Annotated in this window: 18 protein-coding genes; 7 read left to right on the top strand and 11 right to left on the bottom strand. The window is 70.2% G+C overall.

The genetic code is table 11. The features are described 5' to 3' along the window. Nucleotides 1-198: 198 nt before the first annotated feature. From GD880_RS15160 to GD880_RS15140, 5 genes are all read right to left on the bottom strand, one after another. Entirely contained in the window at nt 199-612 is a 414-nt protein-coding gene (locus GD880_RS15160) for a hypothetical protein (RefSeq protein ID WP_193314550.1), read from the bottom strand. Further along, nucleotides 602-1096 (bottom strand): flagellar export chaperone FliS, encoded by a 495-nt coding sequence (gene fliS, locus GD880_RS15155; RefSeq protein ID WP_152232456.1) that lies wholly within the window; start codon nt 1094-1096, stop codon nt 602-604. The genes GD880_RS15160 and fliS overlap by 11 nt, the downstream gene beginning before the upstream one ends. A gap of 9 nt (nt 1097-1105) precedes the next feature. Continuing rightward, the gene (fliD, locus tag GD880_RS15150) at nt 1106-2566 is read right to left on the bottom strand and encodes a flagellar filament capping protein FliD (protein ID WP_152232455.1); all 1461 of its coding nucleotides are present in this window, start codon (nt 2564-2566) and stop codon (nt 1106-1108) included. Nucleotides 2567-2666: 100 nt separating this feature from the next. Continuing rightward, nucleotides 2667-3860, bottom strand: coding sequence for a flagellin N-terminal helical domain-containing protein (locus tag GD880_RS15145; RefSeq protein ID WP_152232454.1), 1194 nt, complete (start codon nt 3858-3860; stop codon nt 2667-2669). A gap of 108 nt (nt 3861-3968) precedes the next feature. After that, the gene (locus GD880_RS15140; protein ID WP_152232453.1) at nt 3969-4811 is read right to left on the bottom strand and encodes a sigma-70 family RNA polymerase sigma factor; all 843 of its coding nucleotides are present in this window, start codon (nt 4809-4811) and stop codon (nt 3969-3971) included. 363 nt (nt 4812-5174) lie between these two features. On the opposite strand from GD880_RS15140, the gene GD880_RS15135 reads away from it, so the two are divergent. Genes GD880_RS15135 through GD880_RS15115 form a run of 5 tightly spaced genes read left to right on the top strand, consistent with a single transcriptional unit; the run spans nt 5175 to nt 8976 of the window. Continuing rightward, nucleotides 5175-5657 (top strand): flagellar protein FlgN, encoded by a 483-nt coding sequence (locus GD880_RS15135; RefSeq protein WP_152232452.1) that lies wholly within the window; start codon nt 5175-5177, stop codon nt 5655-5657. 13 nt (nt 5658-5670) lie between these two features. Further along, complete coding sequence (gene flgK / locus GD880_RS15130; RefSeq protein WP_152232451.1) at nt 5671-7131, top strand: flagellar hook-associated protein FlgK; 1461 nt, start codon at nt 5671-5673, stop codon at nt 7129-7131. A 2-nt stretch (nt 7132-7133) separates the two neighbouring features. Continuing rightward, on the top strand, nt 7134-8102 hold the full coding sequence (gene flgL, locus GD880_RS15125; protein ID WP_152232450.1) for a flagellar hook-associated protein FlgL: 969 nt from the start codon (nt 7134-7136) through the stop codon (nt 8100-8102). After that, on the top strand, nt 8099-8518 hold the full coding sequence (locus GD880_RS15120) for a flagellar assembly protein FliW (protein WP_152232449.1): 420 nt from the start codon (nt 8099-8101) through the stop codon (nt 8516-8518). The genes flgL and GD880_RS15120 overlap by 4 nt, the downstream gene beginning before the upstream one ends. Before the next feature lie 29 nt (nt 8519-8547). After that, nucleotides 8548-8976, top strand: coding sequence for a hypothetical protein (locus GD880_RS15115; protein WP_152232448.1), 429 nt, complete (start codon nt 8548-8550; stop codon nt 8974-8976). Between the two features lie 56 nt (nt 8977-9032). On the opposite strand, the gene GD880_RS15110 is transcribed toward GD880_RS15115, so the two are convergent. The 3 genes from GD880_RS15110 to GD880_RS15100 all read right to left on the bottom strand — a co-directional run bounded on the left by GD880_RS15110 (nt 9033) and on the right by GD880_RS15100 (nt 11559). Next, nucleotides 9033-10523, bottom strand: a complete 1491-nt coding sequence (locus tag GD880_RS15110; protein ID WP_152232447.1) for a phytoene desaturase family protein — start codon at nt 10521-10523, stop codon at nt 9033-9035. Nucleotides 10524-10526: 3 nt separating this feature from the next. Continuing rightward, entirely contained in the window at nt 10527-11162 is a 636-nt protein-coding gene (locus GD880_RS15105) for a LytR C-terminal domain-containing protein (RefSeq protein ID WP_193314549.1), read from the bottom strand. A 97-nt stretch (nt 11163-11259) separates the two neighbouring features. After that, nucleotides 11260-11559: a DUF3263 domain-containing protein gene (locus tag GD880_RS15100; protein ID WP_152232445.1), complete on the bottom strand. Its 300-nt coding sequence runs from the start codon at nt 11557-11559 to the stop codon at nt 11260-11262. 185 nt (nt 11560-11744) lie between these two features. Here GD880_RS15100 and GD880_RS15095 point away from each other — a divergent pair, with 185 nt between their 5' ends. Continuing rightward, on the top strand, nt 11745-12416 hold the full coding sequence (locus GD880_RS15095; protein ID WP_152232524.1) for a uracil-DNA glycosylase: 672 nt from the start codon (nt 11745-11747) through the stop codon (nt 12414-12416). A gap of 198 nt (nt 12417-12614) precedes the next feature. Next, nucleotides 12615-12881: a hypothetical protein gene (locus tag GD880_RS15090; protein WP_152232444.1), complete on the top strand. Its 267-nt coding sequence runs from the start codon at nt 12615-12617 to the stop codon at nt 12879-12881. Here the strand turns inward: GD880_RS15090 and GD880_RS15085 are convergent. From GD880_RS15085 to GD880_RS15075, 3 genes are all read right to left on the bottom strand, one after another. Continuing rightward, nucleotides 12869-14068 carry an MFS transporter gene (locus GD880_RS15085; RefSeq protein ID WP_226909705.1) on the bottom strand — a complete coding sequence of 400 codons (1200 nt, stop codon included), beginning with the start codon at nt 14066-14068 and terminating at the stop codon, nt 12869-12871. The genes GD880_RS15090 and GD880_RS15085 overlap by 13 nt on opposite strands. A 301-nt stretch (nt 14069-14369) precedes the next feature. Then, the gene (locus GD880_RS15080) at nt 14370-14756 is read right to left on the bottom strand and encodes a VOC family protein (protein ID WP_152232443.1); all 387 of its coding nucleotides are present in this window, start codon (nt 14754-14756) and stop codon (nt 14370-14372) included. Continuing rightward, nucleotides 14753-15040, bottom strand: coding sequence for an ArsR/SmtB family transcription factor (locus GD880_RS15075; RefSeq protein WP_152232442.1), 288 nt, complete (start codon nt 15038-15040; stop codon nt 14753-14755). The genes GD880_RS15080 and GD880_RS15075 overlap by 4 nt, the downstream gene beginning before the upstream one ends. Between the last annotated feature and the right edge of the window lie 140 nt (nt 15041-15180).

Genomic DNA, 15180 nt, shown 5'->3' with positions numbered 1-15180 from the left:
TGTCTGAGCGATCCGTGCTCGGTCGGTCATATCGGCAGGTCAGCGAGCTGGATGAGGGGTTGATGGGGAGAAGTCCCCATGTTTTCCCGTTGCCGCCTTGTTCGGTTTCTGTTAGGCGACTCTTCGGCGCGTCCTTGCGGTGGAATGTCCGGTTGGTGCTAGCCGGTGTTACTCGAGGTCGGTGCCGTCGTCCATCACTCAGCCCGCCATGTCGACGTAGACGGGCCGGGCCGGGCCGTTGGCGCGCATGGCTTGGACGGCGCGGGCCTGGCGCCGGCTCATGGAGGCGGCCTCGGTGATCTGGCGGGCAACTTCCGTGTGGCGTTCGAGGAGGGCCTCGGCTCTCGTGCGGAGCGAGGCCGGCATCGGGCCGAGGCCTTCGGGCGGCGTCCAGGGGTCGCGCCGGCTGGGCGTGTGATCGCCGGTCAGGCTGGCTTCGGCGTCGGCGACGTCGAGTTCGAGCTCGGTGAGGGCGTCGACCCAGCGGGCGTGAAAGGCGTCGTCGCCACGGCGGTGTCCGCCCTCACCGCACCAACGCCCCTCCCCCTCTCGCGAGACGTCAACTTCTCGACGGGGTGCGGCGGGATCGGCGGCGTTCGGCTCAGGCAACACCGAGGTCTCCCCGCGGCTGGTAGCCGGCGGGCGCGGCCGGGGCGAACGCCTGCGCCGCGGCGCGTCCCGGCGCGGTGCTTGCCGGAGCAGGTGCGGTCGCCGCCCCCGTACCGACCGCCTGCGAGGCGGCCTCGTGCCATGCGTCCCGCAGCGGGGCCACCAGGTCGCGGCATGCCCTCACCCGCGCGATGTCGCGGGCGATGTTGGCCCCGACGAGCTCGGTGAGCAGATAGCCGTAGAGGTCCATCAGCCCCCGGGCGCCCTCCCAGGCCGAGACGTCGAGGCTGCTACGCAGCTCGTGGATGATTTCCTGGGCGTGGGTGAGCTGGTCGTTGGCCGCAGGTCGGTCTTCCTCCTTGAGGGCCTCGACGGCGCGGTCCAGATCAAGCACGAGCCGGTCGTAGAGCATGATGAGGAGCTGCGCCGGTGTGGCGGTGGAGACGGCCTCGGCGCGAAAACGTCCCAGCAGGGCGGCCTGGTTCATCATGGCTCCTTACTTGCCCGTGTTCGCCTGCGGCAACGTAGCGAGCTGGCCGGCGAGCCAGCTCTGCTGAGACTGCATCCGGCTGAGGGCGACCTCGAGCGCCGAGTAGGTGCGCTGCAGGCCCTCGCGCCGCAGTTCCAGGCGACGGTCCCAGTCGGCGATCTGACGGCCAAGATCCTTGACGGCGTCCTCCTGGGCCGTGACCTTGAGCGTCAGCGTGCCATCGATCGGATCCGATGCGCTCTCCGCCACATCTTGGACGCGCGCGGCGATCGCCATGGCCATCTTCTGGGTACCATCCGGGTCCTTGGCCATGGCGGCGTCGAAGGCTGCCTGGTCGAATGTGATGGCGCCGTATCGGTCGAGTTTGATGCCGATCTCCGACGGGGAGCGGCCCTCCACCGGGTAGGAGACGGCGTTGCGGACGCTGTCCGCAAGCCCGCGGATGGCGGAGTCTCCGGAGAACAGCCCGCCGGTGACGACGGTGCGGCCGTCAGCGTCGGTGGTGGTCGTCGAGGCTGTCCGGGAGGCGATATCCGAGAGCACGACGCCGACCGAGCCGACGACGTCCGAGACAAGCTTGCGCATCGCATCGGCGTCCGGGCTGACCGTGAGGACCGCCGGCGAGCCGGCGCTGGTGGTCGCGCCGACCGTGACGTCCACGCCGGTCATGACGCCGGCGAAGGTGTTGGTCGCGCTGGTGAGCCGGACCGGGTCGGCGGAACCGGCGCTGGGCCACAGCGTGATCTGGGCGTCCTGGGCGGCGATGAGCGGCCTGGCCGGGTCGTCGGCGGCGGGGGGGATACCGTGCGCCAGCCGGATGGCGGCGGCGCCGGCGTTCTCGGTGACTGTCCCCTCACCGTCGTCGGTGACGTAGCCGAGGGCGACGGCGTCGCCGGCGTACACGTCGAAGGCGTTGCCCTGGCCGGAGATGCCGGACAGCTGGAGGCGGTACTCCGGCTCACCGCCGGCGACGCCGTTGCTGACGCGGACCTTGACGGCGCTGAGGCCGAGGTCCTTGGCCGCGTTGATCGCCTTGGCGATGTCGTCGAGGTCGCCGGTTGCGTCGACGGTGTAGACCTTGCCGTCCCGGACGACCGTCAACCGTGGCGGCGTTCCGAGATCGGCTCCGCCGAGATTCACCATCGACACCTGGCCGGCGCTGAGCCGGTCCACGCTGAACTCGAGGGACCCGGCGGCCGCAGCGCCGGAGGCGGACGCCGTCGCGGCGGCGGAAGAGCTGGCGACCCTGTGAACCTCCCACGAGGTGACCTTCGCTGCGTTGGCGGCGTTGGTGCCGAGCGAGGCTACCTTGGTGTTGAGCGCCTGGAGGGCCGAGACCAGGTTGCTGGTCTCGGTGGACTTCTTTTTGAGCAGAAGCTGGGGCGCCGCCTCGAGCTTCATGAGGTTGTTGATCAGCTCGGTGGTGTTGATTCCGCTGATCAGGCCGTCGATCGCCATGCCCGCCATCGCGTCCACCTTTCCGGTCATGTGGGTGCGGCCGACGACGGGGTGTTCACCCGCCGCCGGCCGCGGTCATGCTGGGATACCGGGACCCACCCGGCGCAGATCAGCGCAGGAGCTGGAGAACGCCCTGCGGGATCTGGTTGGCCTGGGCCAGCATCGCGGTGCCAGCCTGAGAAAGGATCTGCGAGCGGGTGAACGCGGTCATCTCCTGCGCCATGTCGGTGTCGCGGATGCGGCTCTCCGACGCGGACAGGTTCTCGATCGAGACGTTGATGTTCTTGACCGTGTGCTCGAATCGGTTCTGGTAAGCACCAAGGTTGGCTCGGGCCGTGGAGATCTTTTCAATCTGCGTGTCGATGGCGCGAATCGCACTCTGGGCCTTGGTTGCATTATCAAAGGAGATCGCGGCCGCGGCCGTGGTGGTGCCTGCAGCAGGAAGCGAGTCCGCGGCCGGAGCAGTGCCATCAGACTTGAGGTGCACGAACGTGGCCGTGGCGCCCGTTCCGCCAGTGCGCGACAGAACCTCAAGCTTGCCGTCCGCGTTGACGCTTGCGACATACGAGGCACTGAACTGGTCGTTCCCGTTCAGCGTCGCGACGATGTCACCGACGGAGGTGGGGAGCGTTGTGGTCCCCACTGTGACGTCGAGGGGAGTCGCCGCCACCCCTCCCACACCGTCGGGATCAAAGCTGAAGCGGAAGATGTCGTCAGCAGCGATGGAACCTACGTCGACGGTAGACGTTTGACCGGCCTGCGCCTTCAGTGCGTTCGCGACCGCGAGCACGTTGGCACTGCTGATGTCTACGCCGATCTGGCTATTGTTGTTGCCATCGGCACCAACCTGGAAGGTGAGGGTGGTGCTACCAAAATCCGCCCCGCCATCGAGCAGCTTGGTGCCATTGAAGTTCGTGGAATTACCGATCCGCTCGAGTTCCTTGACGAGCTGGTTTGCCTCGGCGGTGATGTTCTCGCGGGCCTTGTCGTTGTTCGAATCGTTCGCGGCCTGAACGCCGAGGTCACGCAGGCGCTGCAGGATCGAGTGGACCTCAGTCAGTGCACCCTCAGCGGTCTGAACGACGGAGATACCGTCCTGGGCGTTGCGGGCAGCGACCTTGAGACCACCGACCTGCGAGCGCAGGCCCTCGGAGATGGCCAGACCGGCAGCGTCATCCGCCGCCCGGTTGATGCGGAAACCGCTGGACAGCTTCTCCAGCGACTTGCTCAGGTCGTTCTGGGTGTTGGACAGGTTGCGGTAGGCGTTAACCGCCGCAATGTTGTTGTTGATGGTGAGAGCCATCGTTCCTCTTCTTCCTGAAGTGGGTCCTGAAACTGCCCATCCGTGGGCGGTCAGCCAGTCAGATCGGCCGGATCAACTCAGGTGTGAGGAATTCGAGCGGGACTTCCGTCAGACGACGTCCACCGCGGCACGAACCGGCAGGGGCGCCGCTACACCCCGAGCAAGGGCCGAGCTTGCCCGCTCCGCAACAGCGGCGTAGTACGCCTGACGCCGACGCTCCGCCACACCAGGCGCGGCCGACGGCGCGGGCGCGAGATCGGGCTCGAGCGACGTATTCATCGCGTCACGCAGCATCCCGAGCGCTTGGGTGCGCAGCTGGCTGATCCGCGACTGCGTCACGCCCATCTCGGCGGCGAGCTCGACCACCGGCCGGTCATGGAAGAACAGCTCCTCCACCACGTGCCGGAGTCGCTCAGGCAGCTCGACGACCCCAGCACCGAGATAACGCAGCCGCTCGTCGATGAGCGCCCGCTCCTCTGGGCCAAATCCGGCGGCCGTCAGCGACTCGGCCGCACCGGCCCCTTCCGCGTCTATGCTGAGAACGCGCCGTTCAGCATCGCTTCGCGTTGCGTCCACGTCGGCCACATCAACGCCAAGCGCCTCAGCCAGTTCGTCGCGGGATGGTGTTCGCCCGAGTGCCGCGGTAAGCCGTTCAGCGGTCTCCGTCAGCTGCCGGGCCCGGTGCCGAGCCCCGCGCGACGCCCAGTCCATTCCACGCAGCTCATCGACGATGGCGCCACGCACGCGCATGGCCGCATACCTGCTGAAGGGAACACCGAGCTCGGGATTGAACGCGCGGGCCGCCTGGACGAGGGCCAACGAGCCAGCTGCAGCGAGTTCATCACGCTGCACGTGCGCCGGTACGCGACGGATCATCTCGGAGACGAGGTAACCGACGAGCGGGAGGTTCTCGACTATGAGCACATCCTGCTCTAAGCGACCGTACGTCACGGCGAATCTCCCTCGGGGGAACCCGGCGTACCGGCAAGGCCGGGACGATCGGACGGCTGTCAGTGGGCATTCTTGCGTCGTCTTCGTGAACGAACGGCGAACGCACCGAAGCCACGATTCTCGCCATCCCCCGAGGGCGTGAACTCCAGCAACCGGACGCTCTCACACCGCAAATGTTCCGGGCAAGCACCGTTTCATCGGTGTGTCGCAGATCACACCAGGAATTGCTCAACGCCTGCTCAGTCCATCAGAAACCGCTCCATCGTCACGTGTCGGGGGATTGCCCCGACCGATGTGCTCATACACCTTCTCCCCCGACCGATGAATGAGTTGACCAGGCACCAGCGACCAGGAGGTGGATGCGTGCCACTGAAGGCCTTGTCAGACATCCTCTGGCGCGAACGCGAACTCCTCGAGCAGCTCCTCTTCAAGCTCGAGGTCGAGCAGCTCTTCCTCATCACGGGGCGGACCACGCGGCTCCCCCTGGCCACCCGCGAGGTTGAGGAGGTCCTCGAGACCATCCGGGCGGCTGAGCTCGGGCGCACCGTCGAGGTGGGCGAAGCGGCGCGCACTCTCGGTCTGCCGACCGGGGTGAGCCTGCTGGACCTCGCACACGCGGCCCCCGCACCCTGGGACGCCATCCTCCTGGAGCACCGCAAGAACTTCGTCCGACTCACGGCGGAGATCAGCGAGCTCGCCCAGAGCAACCGCGACCTTCTCGCCACCACTCACCGCGCCACCCAGGAGACGCTGATGAGCCTGCGGGAGAGTGTGCACACCTACGACCCCAGCGGAGCCGCCGCCGCCAGCGCGACCGGCGCACAGCTGCTCGACGAGACCTTCTGAGGAAGCCCACCCAATGAGCACCTTTTCCGCTCTTAACGGCGCCCTGACGTCGCTGATCGCCCAGCGCCAGGCGCTGGAGATCGCCGGGCAGAACATCGCCAACGTCAACACGCCGGGCTACACCCGTCAGCGTGCCAACCTCCAAGCGATCGAGGGCACGGCGCCGGCGTCGATGCTCGGGGCATCCAGCTCTGTGAACGGAGGCGTCCTCGTGACTTCGATCGACCGGCTCGGCGACGTCTTCCTCGAGGCACGGGTACGCCAGGAGACCTCCTCCGCCGCCTTCCTCGACGCCGTGGCGGAGACCTACTCCCGGCTCCAGTCGACCATCGCCGAGCCCGGGGAGAACGGCCTGGCCGCACAGCTCGACACCTTCTTCAACTCCTGGCAGGACGTCGCCAACCGTCCCGACGACCCCGCCGCCCGCGCCGTCCTGCTCGAGAACGCCAACACGCTGGTCGCGCGGATCGCGAGCGGCTACCGCGCCGCCGCCTCCCAGTGGGAGTCGACCCGGGCCCAGACGCGCGCCCTGGCCACCGACGTCAACACCGCGGCCGACGCCGTCGCCGACCTCAACGCCCGGATCAAGGCCATCACCGTCTCCGGCGGCAGCCCCAACGCGCTGATCGACCAGCGCAACCAGGTCCTGGCGCAGCTCAGCGGGCTCGTGGGCGCCGAGGCCCGCCTACGGGAGGACGGCACCGTCGATGTGATGGTCGGCGGCAACGCGCTCGTCCGCGGCGAGAAGGCCAACCACGTCGACGTCACCGGCGCCGACACCTTCGACACGTTCCTCAGCGATCCCTCGACGCAGACGCCGGCCCTGGTCTGGAAGGCCTCCGGCAGTGCCATCGGCGCGACAGGCGGGCGCCTCACCGGCCTGCTCACCGTGCTCACGCCGGCCACCGCCGACGGAACCGGCGGACCGATCGCCGAGCTCGCCCACAGCTACGACGCACTGGCGGCGCAGCTCGCCGAGAGGGTCAACACCGCCCATGCCCAGGGCGTCGCCCTCAGCGCGACGGACAAAACGCAAGCCTCCAAGTTGCCCTTTTTCACGGACACGAACCCCGTGACGGCGACGAACCTTGCCGTGGCCATCACGAACGTCAACGACATCGCGGCCGGGGCGCCCGGGATGGGCGCTCGTGACGGTTCTGTTGCCGATGCGATTTCGCGGGACCTCTCGGCTCGCAACCCGCCGGTGCCCGGCCACATCGCCGCCTCCTGGTCCCGGACGGTCGTCGACCTGGGCGTCAACGCCCGCACCGCCACCCAACGCTCAACCAACGCCGAGGCCTCTCGCGCCGTCGCCGAGGGGCTACTCACGTCCCAGGCCGGCGTCGACCTCGACGAGGAGACCGTCAACCTCATGGCCTACCAGCGCGCCTACGAGGCGGCGGCCCGTGTCATCACCAGCGTGGACGAGATCCTCGACACGCTCATCAACCGCACCGGCGTGGTCGGGAGGTAATCATGATCGGCCGAGTCACTCAGCAGGGCCTCAAGCAGGCATCGCTGGCGAGCCTGCAGAGCAACCTCTCGCGCATGTCGCAGCTGCAGGAGCAGCTGTCGTCTGGCAAGCGGATCCTCAAGGCGTCCGACGACCCGGCCGGCATGGTCGACGCGATGCGCATCCGCTCCGACCAGCGGGCGAACGCCCAGTACGGGCGCAACGCGGCCGACGGCGTGGGCTGGCTCAGCACGGTCGACAGCGCACTGCAGGGCTCGACGGCGCTGCTCACACGCGCGCGCAACCTCACCGTCCAGGGCGCCAACACCGGTGCACTGGGCCAGGCCGCCCGCGATGCCCTCGCTACAGAGATTCGAGCGACGGCCGAGGCCCTGCGCGAGCAGGCGAACGCCCAGTACCTGGGGCGGTCCGTCTTCGCCGGCACGTCCGACGCCGGTGAGGCTTTCGGTCCCGGCTCGGAGTACCTCTTCCGTGGTGCGACGCCAGATACGGGCGCCGCGTATCCCACCGTCGAGCGCCGCATCTCCGACAACACCACGGTTCGGGTCGACTCCAACGGTAAGACCGTGTTCGGCGAAGGTGCCTGGCCCGAGTACGTCGGCGGTGGCGAGATGACGCCGGCGGATGCAGCGAAGGCCAACGTGTCCGTCTTCGCGCTGCTCGAGCGCGCGGCCCAGGCGATCAGCGACGGCGCGACCGATGTCGCCGACTATCTCGGCGCCATCGACACGCGCATTAACGCAATGCTCGGCGAGGTCGCCGCCGTCGGCACCCGGTACAACCAGGTGCTGGCAGCTCAAGAAACGATCGAGGGCAACAAGGTCACGCTCAAAGCCCAGCTGACGGACGTCGAGGACGTCGACCTCGCCGAGACGATCGTCGAGCTCAAGGCACAAGAGGTCGCCTACCAGTCCGCCCTCAGCGCAACCTCGCGCGCCCTGCAGCCGAGCCTGCTGGATTTCCTCCGATGAGCGCCGACGTCCCCGACACCGCCGCCGCCCCGGCCGCCGTCCTGACCTTCCTTGATCCGCCCCCGGGTCTCGGCCACCTAGACCGCTTCGCCCTGACCCCGCTCGACGAGGCGGGCCAGCTCTTCACGCTGCGCAGCGTCGACGTTCCGGAGACCCGGCTCTTTCTCCTCGACCCCGAGCCGTTCTTCCCCGACTACCAGCCGCAGCTGGCGCGGGAGACCCTCTCTCGGCTGGGTCTGGACGGCAAGCAGCGGCCCGCCACGGTGCTCGTTGTCGTCCACCCGGCCACCGAGGAGCACCCGCACACCGCCAACCTCCTCGCGCCGGTGGTCATCAACCCGGCCACTGCCACCGCGGTGCAGGCGGTGCTCGAGGGCGACGACTGGCCGCTGCGCGCCCCACTCGCTGCGGCTTAGGGCACCACCGAGGAACGTCTAAGGATCCGATGCACCACATTTCCGCCCAACGAGCCCCTGGCGAGCTTTCTTCACCTCTGGCGGGCGCGATCGCCGTCGCTTCCCTGCTGCTGACCTTGGGGATTGTCGGATGGGCGGTGCTTCTCACACTCATCACGCCGGGCGACAAGTCAGATTTCTTAGCTCCGATACTTACTGCCTTCGGCGTCTTCATGGCATCCTTCGCCATCTACACCTGGCGTAACAAGGAGGCGCGCGGGCAAAGTCTGACCCGGCCTGCGTTGCGCAGGTTTGTGCTGTCGGTCAGTCTGTGGGCCCTTCCGGTCGTGTGCGCTTCGTTTCCCACATGGCAGCCATGGATGCTCTTGATCGGCGCTGCGGCCGCCGTGGTGGCGAACGCGCAGACTATTGCTCGTGTACCACCACGAAGTGAACCGGATTCGAAGACGAAACTCTAAGGTTCAATCCTCACGTATGTCCATCACCCCTGCGACGGACGTGACTGCTGCGGAACTCACGTATCCGGTGTCAGCCTCGGCGCCTGCCGGATCCCGAACCGCTGCTTCAGCGCCCGCTGGGCCGCATGCCACCCGCCCATCCCGTGCACGCCGGGCCCCGGGGCGGTTGACTCCGAGCACAGGTACACGCCCGGCACGCCGCCGTCGTAGTAGTCCCACGCCAGCCGGGGGCGGGAGATCATCCGCCACATCGTGATGGCCCCGGCCGCGATGTCCCCGCCGACGTAGTTGGCGTTGTGCTCGTGCATCCGGGCCGCCGGGATGCAGCGCGAAGCCACCACCACGTCCCGGAAGCCGGGGGCGAATCGCGAGATCTGCCGGATCATCGCCTCGGTCATGTCCACGTCGGACCCGGCCGGCACGTGGGCGTAGGTCCACAGCGGCCGCAGCCCGTCCACCATCCGCGAGGGGTCCATCACCGTCGGGTCCGACAGCAGCCCCATCGGCAGTTCGGGGTGGCGCCCGGCCGCCACCGCGTTCTCGGCCGCGGCCATCTCCGCCCTCGTGCCGCCCAGGTGCACGGTCCCCGCGGAGCCCACCCGCAGGTCCGCCCACGGCACCGGCCCGGACAGGGCGAAGTCCACCTTGGCGACGGCGTCGCCGAACGGGAACCGCTCGAGCCCGGCGCGCACCGACGGGCGCATCCGGTCGCCCCAGATCTGCACCAGGGCCGCCGCGCTGACGTCGAACAGGTACGCCCGCGCCCGCGGCAGTTGGCGCCAGTGGGTCACATGGGAATCCACCCGCAGCTCCCCGCCGTGCGCGCGGAGGTCCGCCACGAGGGCGTCGGTGATCGCCTGCGATCCCCCGACCGGAATGGGCCAGCCGGTCGAGTGCGCCAGCGCCCCGAGCATGAGCGCGGTCCCGGCCGCGGCGAGCGCGGGCAGCGGGGAGATGGCATGGGCGGCCACGCCGGTGAGCAGCGCCGGCCCCTCCTCCCCGCGCCAGCGCAGGTTCCACGCCGCGGTGCCCTGCTCCAGCGCGGCCAGCCCGAGCCCCAGCGCCCCCATGAGCCCGCGGGGCCGCAGCGCCTCGCGCGGGATGGACCGGTGGTCGCCGAGCACCACCGCGGCGACGGCGTCGGAACCGGCCACCAGCGGGCCCATGAGGGATCGCCAGGCGGCGCCGTCGGCCCCCAGCCCCTCGACGGTGCGCTCGAGGTCCTTATAGGCCAGCGCCGCCGGCCGCCCCTCGAGCGGCTGGGCGTAGGAGATCTCCGGGACCTTCAGCTCGACCCCGCGCCCGGGCAGGTCGAACTCGTGCAGGAACGGGCTCGCTAACGCGAGGGGATGGACGGCGGAGCAGAGATCGTGCACCATCCCGGGCACCAGCCCGAGATCGAGGGTGCGCGCGCCGCCGCCGAGGGTCGACTCCCCCTCGAGGACGAGCACGTCCAGCCCGGCGCGCGCGAGGGTGACCGCGGCCGCCAGGCCGTTCGGCCCGGCGCCCACGACGACGGCGTCTCGCACCTCGCGCGGGCCCGGCATGGCTTACCTCTTGTAGTCGGCGCGGATGACGACGGCGATGTCGGTGCTCTGCGTGGCGCTGGCGCTCTCCACGAGGTTGCTGATGCCGAGGATCTTGCCCACCTCCTGCGCCGTCGGCCGGAGCTCTGCGTTGTTGTAGTACAGCGTGGTCGTCTGCGGCGCGCCAGAGCGGTAGTCCGCGGCGGTGCCGGAGGCGAAGCCCTCGCTGCTCAGCTTGGCGACGAGCTCGCCCGCCAGCCCGTTGATCCCGGCGCCGTTGAGGACGGCGATGCCGGCGTCGTGGTCGACGGCCGCGCTGGCGCTCTCCTCCTCGGTCGGGGTCGGGGAGGGCTCCGGCGTCGGCTCCGCGGCGGGCTCGCTCGGGGCCTCGGACGGCGCCTCGCTCGGCGCGGACTCGGATGGCTCGGCGGCCGGTGTCGTCGGCGCCTGGCTGGCCGACGGCTGCGCGCCGCCGCTGCCCCCGCCCAGCAGCGTGATGGCACCCCAGGCGAGCAGCGGGGCGAGGATGACGACGGCGAGCACGGGCAGCAGCGCGCGCCACACCGACCCCGGGGAGCGGTGCACGCCCTGGGGGCTGCGGTTTCGACCGGCGCGGTCGAACTCGTCCTCGGGGTAGTCCTCGTGACGCTGCGTACTCACGCTGTGCAGGTTATCCGCTCACGCCTGCCCCGGCCGATTCCGACTCGGCGGGTGTGGTGCGCTCTCGCGGCGGCGAGCGGAGTTGTGAAGGCGGAACTCAGATGCCGGTGAGGCGGCGCGAGGACCGCTCGCGCTGGCGCGCCGAGCGCATGCGGCGCAGCCGCTTGACGAGCATGGGGTCGGCCGCGAGCGCGGCCTCGGAGTCGAGGAGCTGGTTGAGCACCTGGTAGTAGCGGGTGGCGCTCATGTCGAACAGCTCGCGGATCGCGGTCTCCTTGGCGCCGGCGTACTTCCACCACTGGCGCTCGAAGGCGAGGATCTGCGCCTCGGTCTCGCTCAGCCCGGCGGGGACGGCGGACTCCGCGGGCGTGGCGGCCTCATCGGCGTGCGCGGTCATTCGTCCTCCCTCCGGGTGCACCCCCGTTAACGAGCGGGGACCTCACGAGTCTAGGCGTCTAACGACAGTTGTGTCATTCGTCCGGGGTGCGGCTCACGCGTCGATCGCGTCACGAGGCGGCGAGCCGCCGTCGTCGAAAGGCACCGCGTTACCCTGCCCGGGTGAGCGCCGCACCCACCACCACCTTGCGACCCCTCGCCGAGGTCATGGACCCGGGCTGGGCGGCCGCCCTGGCGCCGGTGGAGGCGCAGATCCACGCGATGGGCGCGTTCCTGCGCGAGGAGATCGCCGCCGGGAACGGCTACCTGCCGGCCGGGACGGACGTGCTGCGCGCCTTTACCTACCCGCTCGAGCAGGTGCGGGTGCTCATCGTCGGCCAGGACCCCTACCCCAAGCCGGGGCACCCGATGGGGCTGTCCTTCTCGGTGCAGCCGGACGTGCGCCCGATCCCCCGCTCGCTGCAGAACATCTACCGCGAGCTGCGCGACGACCTCGGCCTGCCCACCCCCGACCACGGCGACCTCACCGCCTGGTCGCGCCACGGCGTCATGCTGCTCAACCGGGTGCTCACCGTCCGGCCCGGCACCCCCGCCTCGCACCGCGGCAAGGGGTGGGAGGCGATCACCGAGCACGCCATCCGCGCCCTGGTGGCCCGCGAGGCGCCGCTCGTGGCGATCCTGTGGGGCCGCGACGCCGCCACCCTGCGGCCCATGCTGGGCACGACGCCGATCATCACCTCCGCGCACCCCAGCCCGCTCTCTGCCTCGCGCGGGTTCTTCGGCTCGCAGCCGTTCTCCCGGGCCAACGCCCTGCTCGCGGAGCAGGGCGCCGATCCGGTGGACTGGTCGCTCGCCTGACCGTCCCGCCCCCAACTCGCCTGCGCCCGGGCACGCCCGGGGCAACGCTTGACTCGTGGTGGGGACGCACTTTGCCGCTCTGGACATGCCGAAAAGTCCGTCCCGTGTATGTGTCGCCCGGCACCGCACGTCCGGTGCATGATCGAGGCAGTGGACCGCGCCCCGGCGCCACGTTGACGCCCGACCCAGGAGGCTGGCATGGAGCCCACCCGCTCGACCGCACGACCCGCGCTCGTCGAGGAGGCGCTCATCCACCGCGGTCTCGTCCAGCCTGAGGGGGTCAACGCCACCGAGGACGCCCGGGTGCGCGACGTGCTCGGCGGCGGGCGGGCGGCCGGCGCCCCGCGCACCGACGCCGACGTCAAGCGCTACGGGCCCGACGCCGAGCTGGTCGGCGCCGGCCCGGACGACGAGGAGGACCTGGTCTACGGCGACTCCGGCCAGGACGACGGCTACATCGACTGACCCGCCGCGCGGGCCCGGCGCCCGTGCGCGAGGTGGTACAGCCCGGCGGACAGGGCCACCACGACGGCGACGGTCAGGTACATCTCCCGGTACCCCGCCGCGCCGACCACGACGCCGAGGACGATGGGCCCCAGCCCGGTGCCGACGTCGAGCATGAAGTAGAAGGTCGAGACCGCCACGCCGATCCGAACCGGCGGCACCTGCCCGACGGCGATGGCCTGCCCGGCGGAGACGAACGTGCCGAATCCGAGGCCTACGAGCGCCGCGGCCAGGACGAGGCCGGCGTCGGTGGTGACCCGGGCGAGCAGCAGCAGGCCCAGCGCGAAGGACGCGATGGCCGGGTAGACGACGACGTTGTCGCCGCGCCGGTCCTGCACGCGGCCCACCAGGAGCCGGGAGACGAACAGCACCGCGGCGTAAGCGAGGAAGAACGCCCCGGTCCCCTCTGCCAGGCCGAGCCCGGTGCCATAGGAGTTCACGAAGGTCACCACGCCCGAGTAGCCGACGCCGAGCACGAGCATGACGCCGGCGACGGGCAGCACCCGGGCGTCGAGCAGATCGGCCGGGTGGAAGCGGCGCAACCGCGCCCGGCGCGCGGGATCCAGGCGGACGACGGGGGCGCGCAGCACCAGCGCGAGCACCATGGCGAGGCCGGAGGCGATCACCGCGGCGGCGAAGAGGGCGGTGTATCCGGGCCCGCGCACGAGCAGCAGGGCGAGGAACGGGCCCGCCGCGGTGGACAGGGTGGTGCTCAGCGCGAAGTAGCCCGTGCCCTCGGCGCGCCGCAGCGGCGGGATGAGGCCCTGGGCGATGCTGATCGCCGCCGTGCTGCCCACGCCGAAGGCGACACCGTGGACGCACCGGACAACCAGCAGCGCGGGCAGCGCCGTGGCCGGCAGGTAGCTCAGCGCCGCGAGGACGTACACGACCAACGCGATCACCAGGACGCGCTTGCGGCCGACGAGGTCGACGAGGTTGCCGGCGAACAGACGGCCCGCGGTGGACCCGACGATGAACATGCCGGCCGCCAGCCCGGCGAGGGCGTCGCTGGCGCCGAAGCGCTCGACGGCGTACAGCGCCATCGTCGTCATGAGCAGCATGTAGACGAGGCCGACGCAGAAGTTGACGAGCGCGGCGAGGACGAAGTCCGGGGTCCACAGCGGCTCGGCCGGCCTCGTCCGGGTCACGACGACATACCTCCTGGTCTCGGGCGCACCGGGAGACGCTACCCCCGACCACCGACGGCCCCGGCCCGGCCCCGCCACGTCCCCGGCTGGCACGCTGGATCGCCCCGCGTGTGCGGTCGCTGCCTGATCCGGCGGCGGCACGCGTGGCGGGCGACCACGCCAGTGCGGGTGACCACGCCAGAACCGTGCGGCTCGTTTTCGCGCCACCAAGTCCCCGCGAGTCGCGGCCGGCGGAGGCGTTCGCGCAGATCGGTTCCGCCCTCGACCGTAGGGGCGGCCGGGTTTGTGGCGCGATCGGGCCTCAGCGCATCGCGGCGATCTGGATCAGGTTGCCGCAGGTGTCGTCGAAGACGGCGGTGGTCACCGGGCCCATGTCGGTGGGCGGCTGGGTGAAGCGCACGCCGAGGCTGCTGAGCCGCTCGTACTCGGCGGCCACGTCCTCGACCGCGAAGGAGGTGAACGGTATCCCGTCCGCCACGAGCGCCTGCTTGAACGGGGCGACGGCCGGGTGGTCGGAGGGCTCGAGGACGAGCTCGACGCCGTCGAGCGCCTGCGGGGAGACGACGGTGAGCCACTTGTGCTCGCCGATCGGGACGTCGTTCTTCTTCACGAACCCGAGCACGTCGGTGTAGAAGGCCAGCGCCTTGTCCTGGTCGTTCACGAACACGCTCGCGAGGGTGATCTTCATGGCCTCTCCTTGGTCCAGCGATCGGTCAGACCCACGAGCGGACGCGGGTCGAGGTGGTGGAAGGTGTAGCGCCCCTCCCGGCGCGCGGTCACCAGAGCGGCATCCTCGAGCACCCGCAGGTGCTGGGACACCGCCTGCCGGGAGGAGCCCAGGCCGTGCTTCATGGACAGGCGGGCGCAGAGCTCGAACAGGGTCTGCCCGTCCCGGTCGGTCAGCTCGTCGAGGATCGCCCGACGGGTGGGATCCGCGAGCGCCTTGAAGACGTCGGCCACGACCCGCACCATAGGCAAGTATTCACTTGCCAGTCAAGGTCTCGGGCCTCCGCTTCGAGGCGGTACAGGGGTTTCGAGCGCGAGGGCACCGAAGCGTCGGGCGCCGCGACCGCACGCGACGCGAACACCGCGAGACCACTCGGTGAACAGTC

The organism is Georgenia ruanii (assembly GCF_009193175.1).
Taxonomy (GTDB): Bacteria; Actinomycetota; Actinomycetes; order Actinomycetales; family Actinomycetaceae; genus Georgenia; species Georgenia ruanii.
The sequence above is the reverse complement of the archived record's forward strand: the minus strand, read 5'-3'. Positions and strand labels throughout refer to the sequence as shown.

Excerpts from the sequence above, each read along its gene's own strand:
- fliS (WP_152232456.1), bottom strand. The coding sequence starts at position 1,096 with ATGAACCAGGCCGCCCTGCTGGGACGTTTTCGCGCCGAGGCCGTCTCC.
- fliD (WP_152232455.1), bottom strand. The coding sequence starts at position 2,566 with ATGGCGGGCATGGCGATCGACGGCCTGATCAGCGGAATCAACACCACC.
- GD880_RS15145 (WP_152232454.1), bottom strand. The coding sequence starts at position 3,860 with ATGGCTCTCACCATCAACAACAACATTGCGGCGGTTAACGCCTACCGC.
- flgK (WP_152232451.1), top strand. The coding sequence starts at position 5,671 with ATGAGCACCTTTTCCGCTCTTAACGGCGCCCTGACGTCGCTGATCGCC.
- flgL (WP_152232450.1), top strand. The coding sequence starts at position 7,134 with ATGATCGGCCGAGTCACTCAGCAGGGCCTCAAGCAGGCATCGCTGGCG.
- GD880_RS15120 (WP_152232449.1), top strand. The coding sequence starts at position 8,099 with ATGAGCGCCGACGTCCCCGACACCGCCGCCGCCCCGGCCGCCGTCCTG.
- GD880_RS15115 (WP_152232448.1), top strand. The coding sequence starts at position 8,548 with ATGCACCACATTTCCGCCCAACGAGCCCCTGGCGAGCTTTCTTCACCT.
- GD880_RS15110 (WP_152232447.1), bottom strand. The coding sequence starts at position 10,523 with ATGCCGGGCCCGCGCGAGGTGCGAGACGCCGTCGTCGTGGGCGCCGGG.
- GD880_RS15100 (WP_152232445.1), bottom strand. The coding sequence starts at position 11,559 with ATGACCGCGCACGCCGATGAGGCCGCCACGCCCGCGGAGTCCGCCGTC.
- GD880_RS15090 (WP_152232444.1), top strand. The coding sequence starts at position 12,615 with ATGGAGCCCACCCGCTCGACCGCACGACCCGCGCTCGTCGAGGAGGCG.
- GD880_RS15080 (WP_152232443.1), bottom strand. The coding sequence starts at position 14,756 with ATGAAGATCACCCTCGCGAGCGTGTTCGTGAACGACCAGGACAAGGCG.
- GD880_RS15075 (WP_152232442.1), bottom strand. The coding sequence starts at position 15,040 with ATGGTGCGGGTCGTGGCCGACGTCTTCAAGGCGCTCGCGGATCCCACC.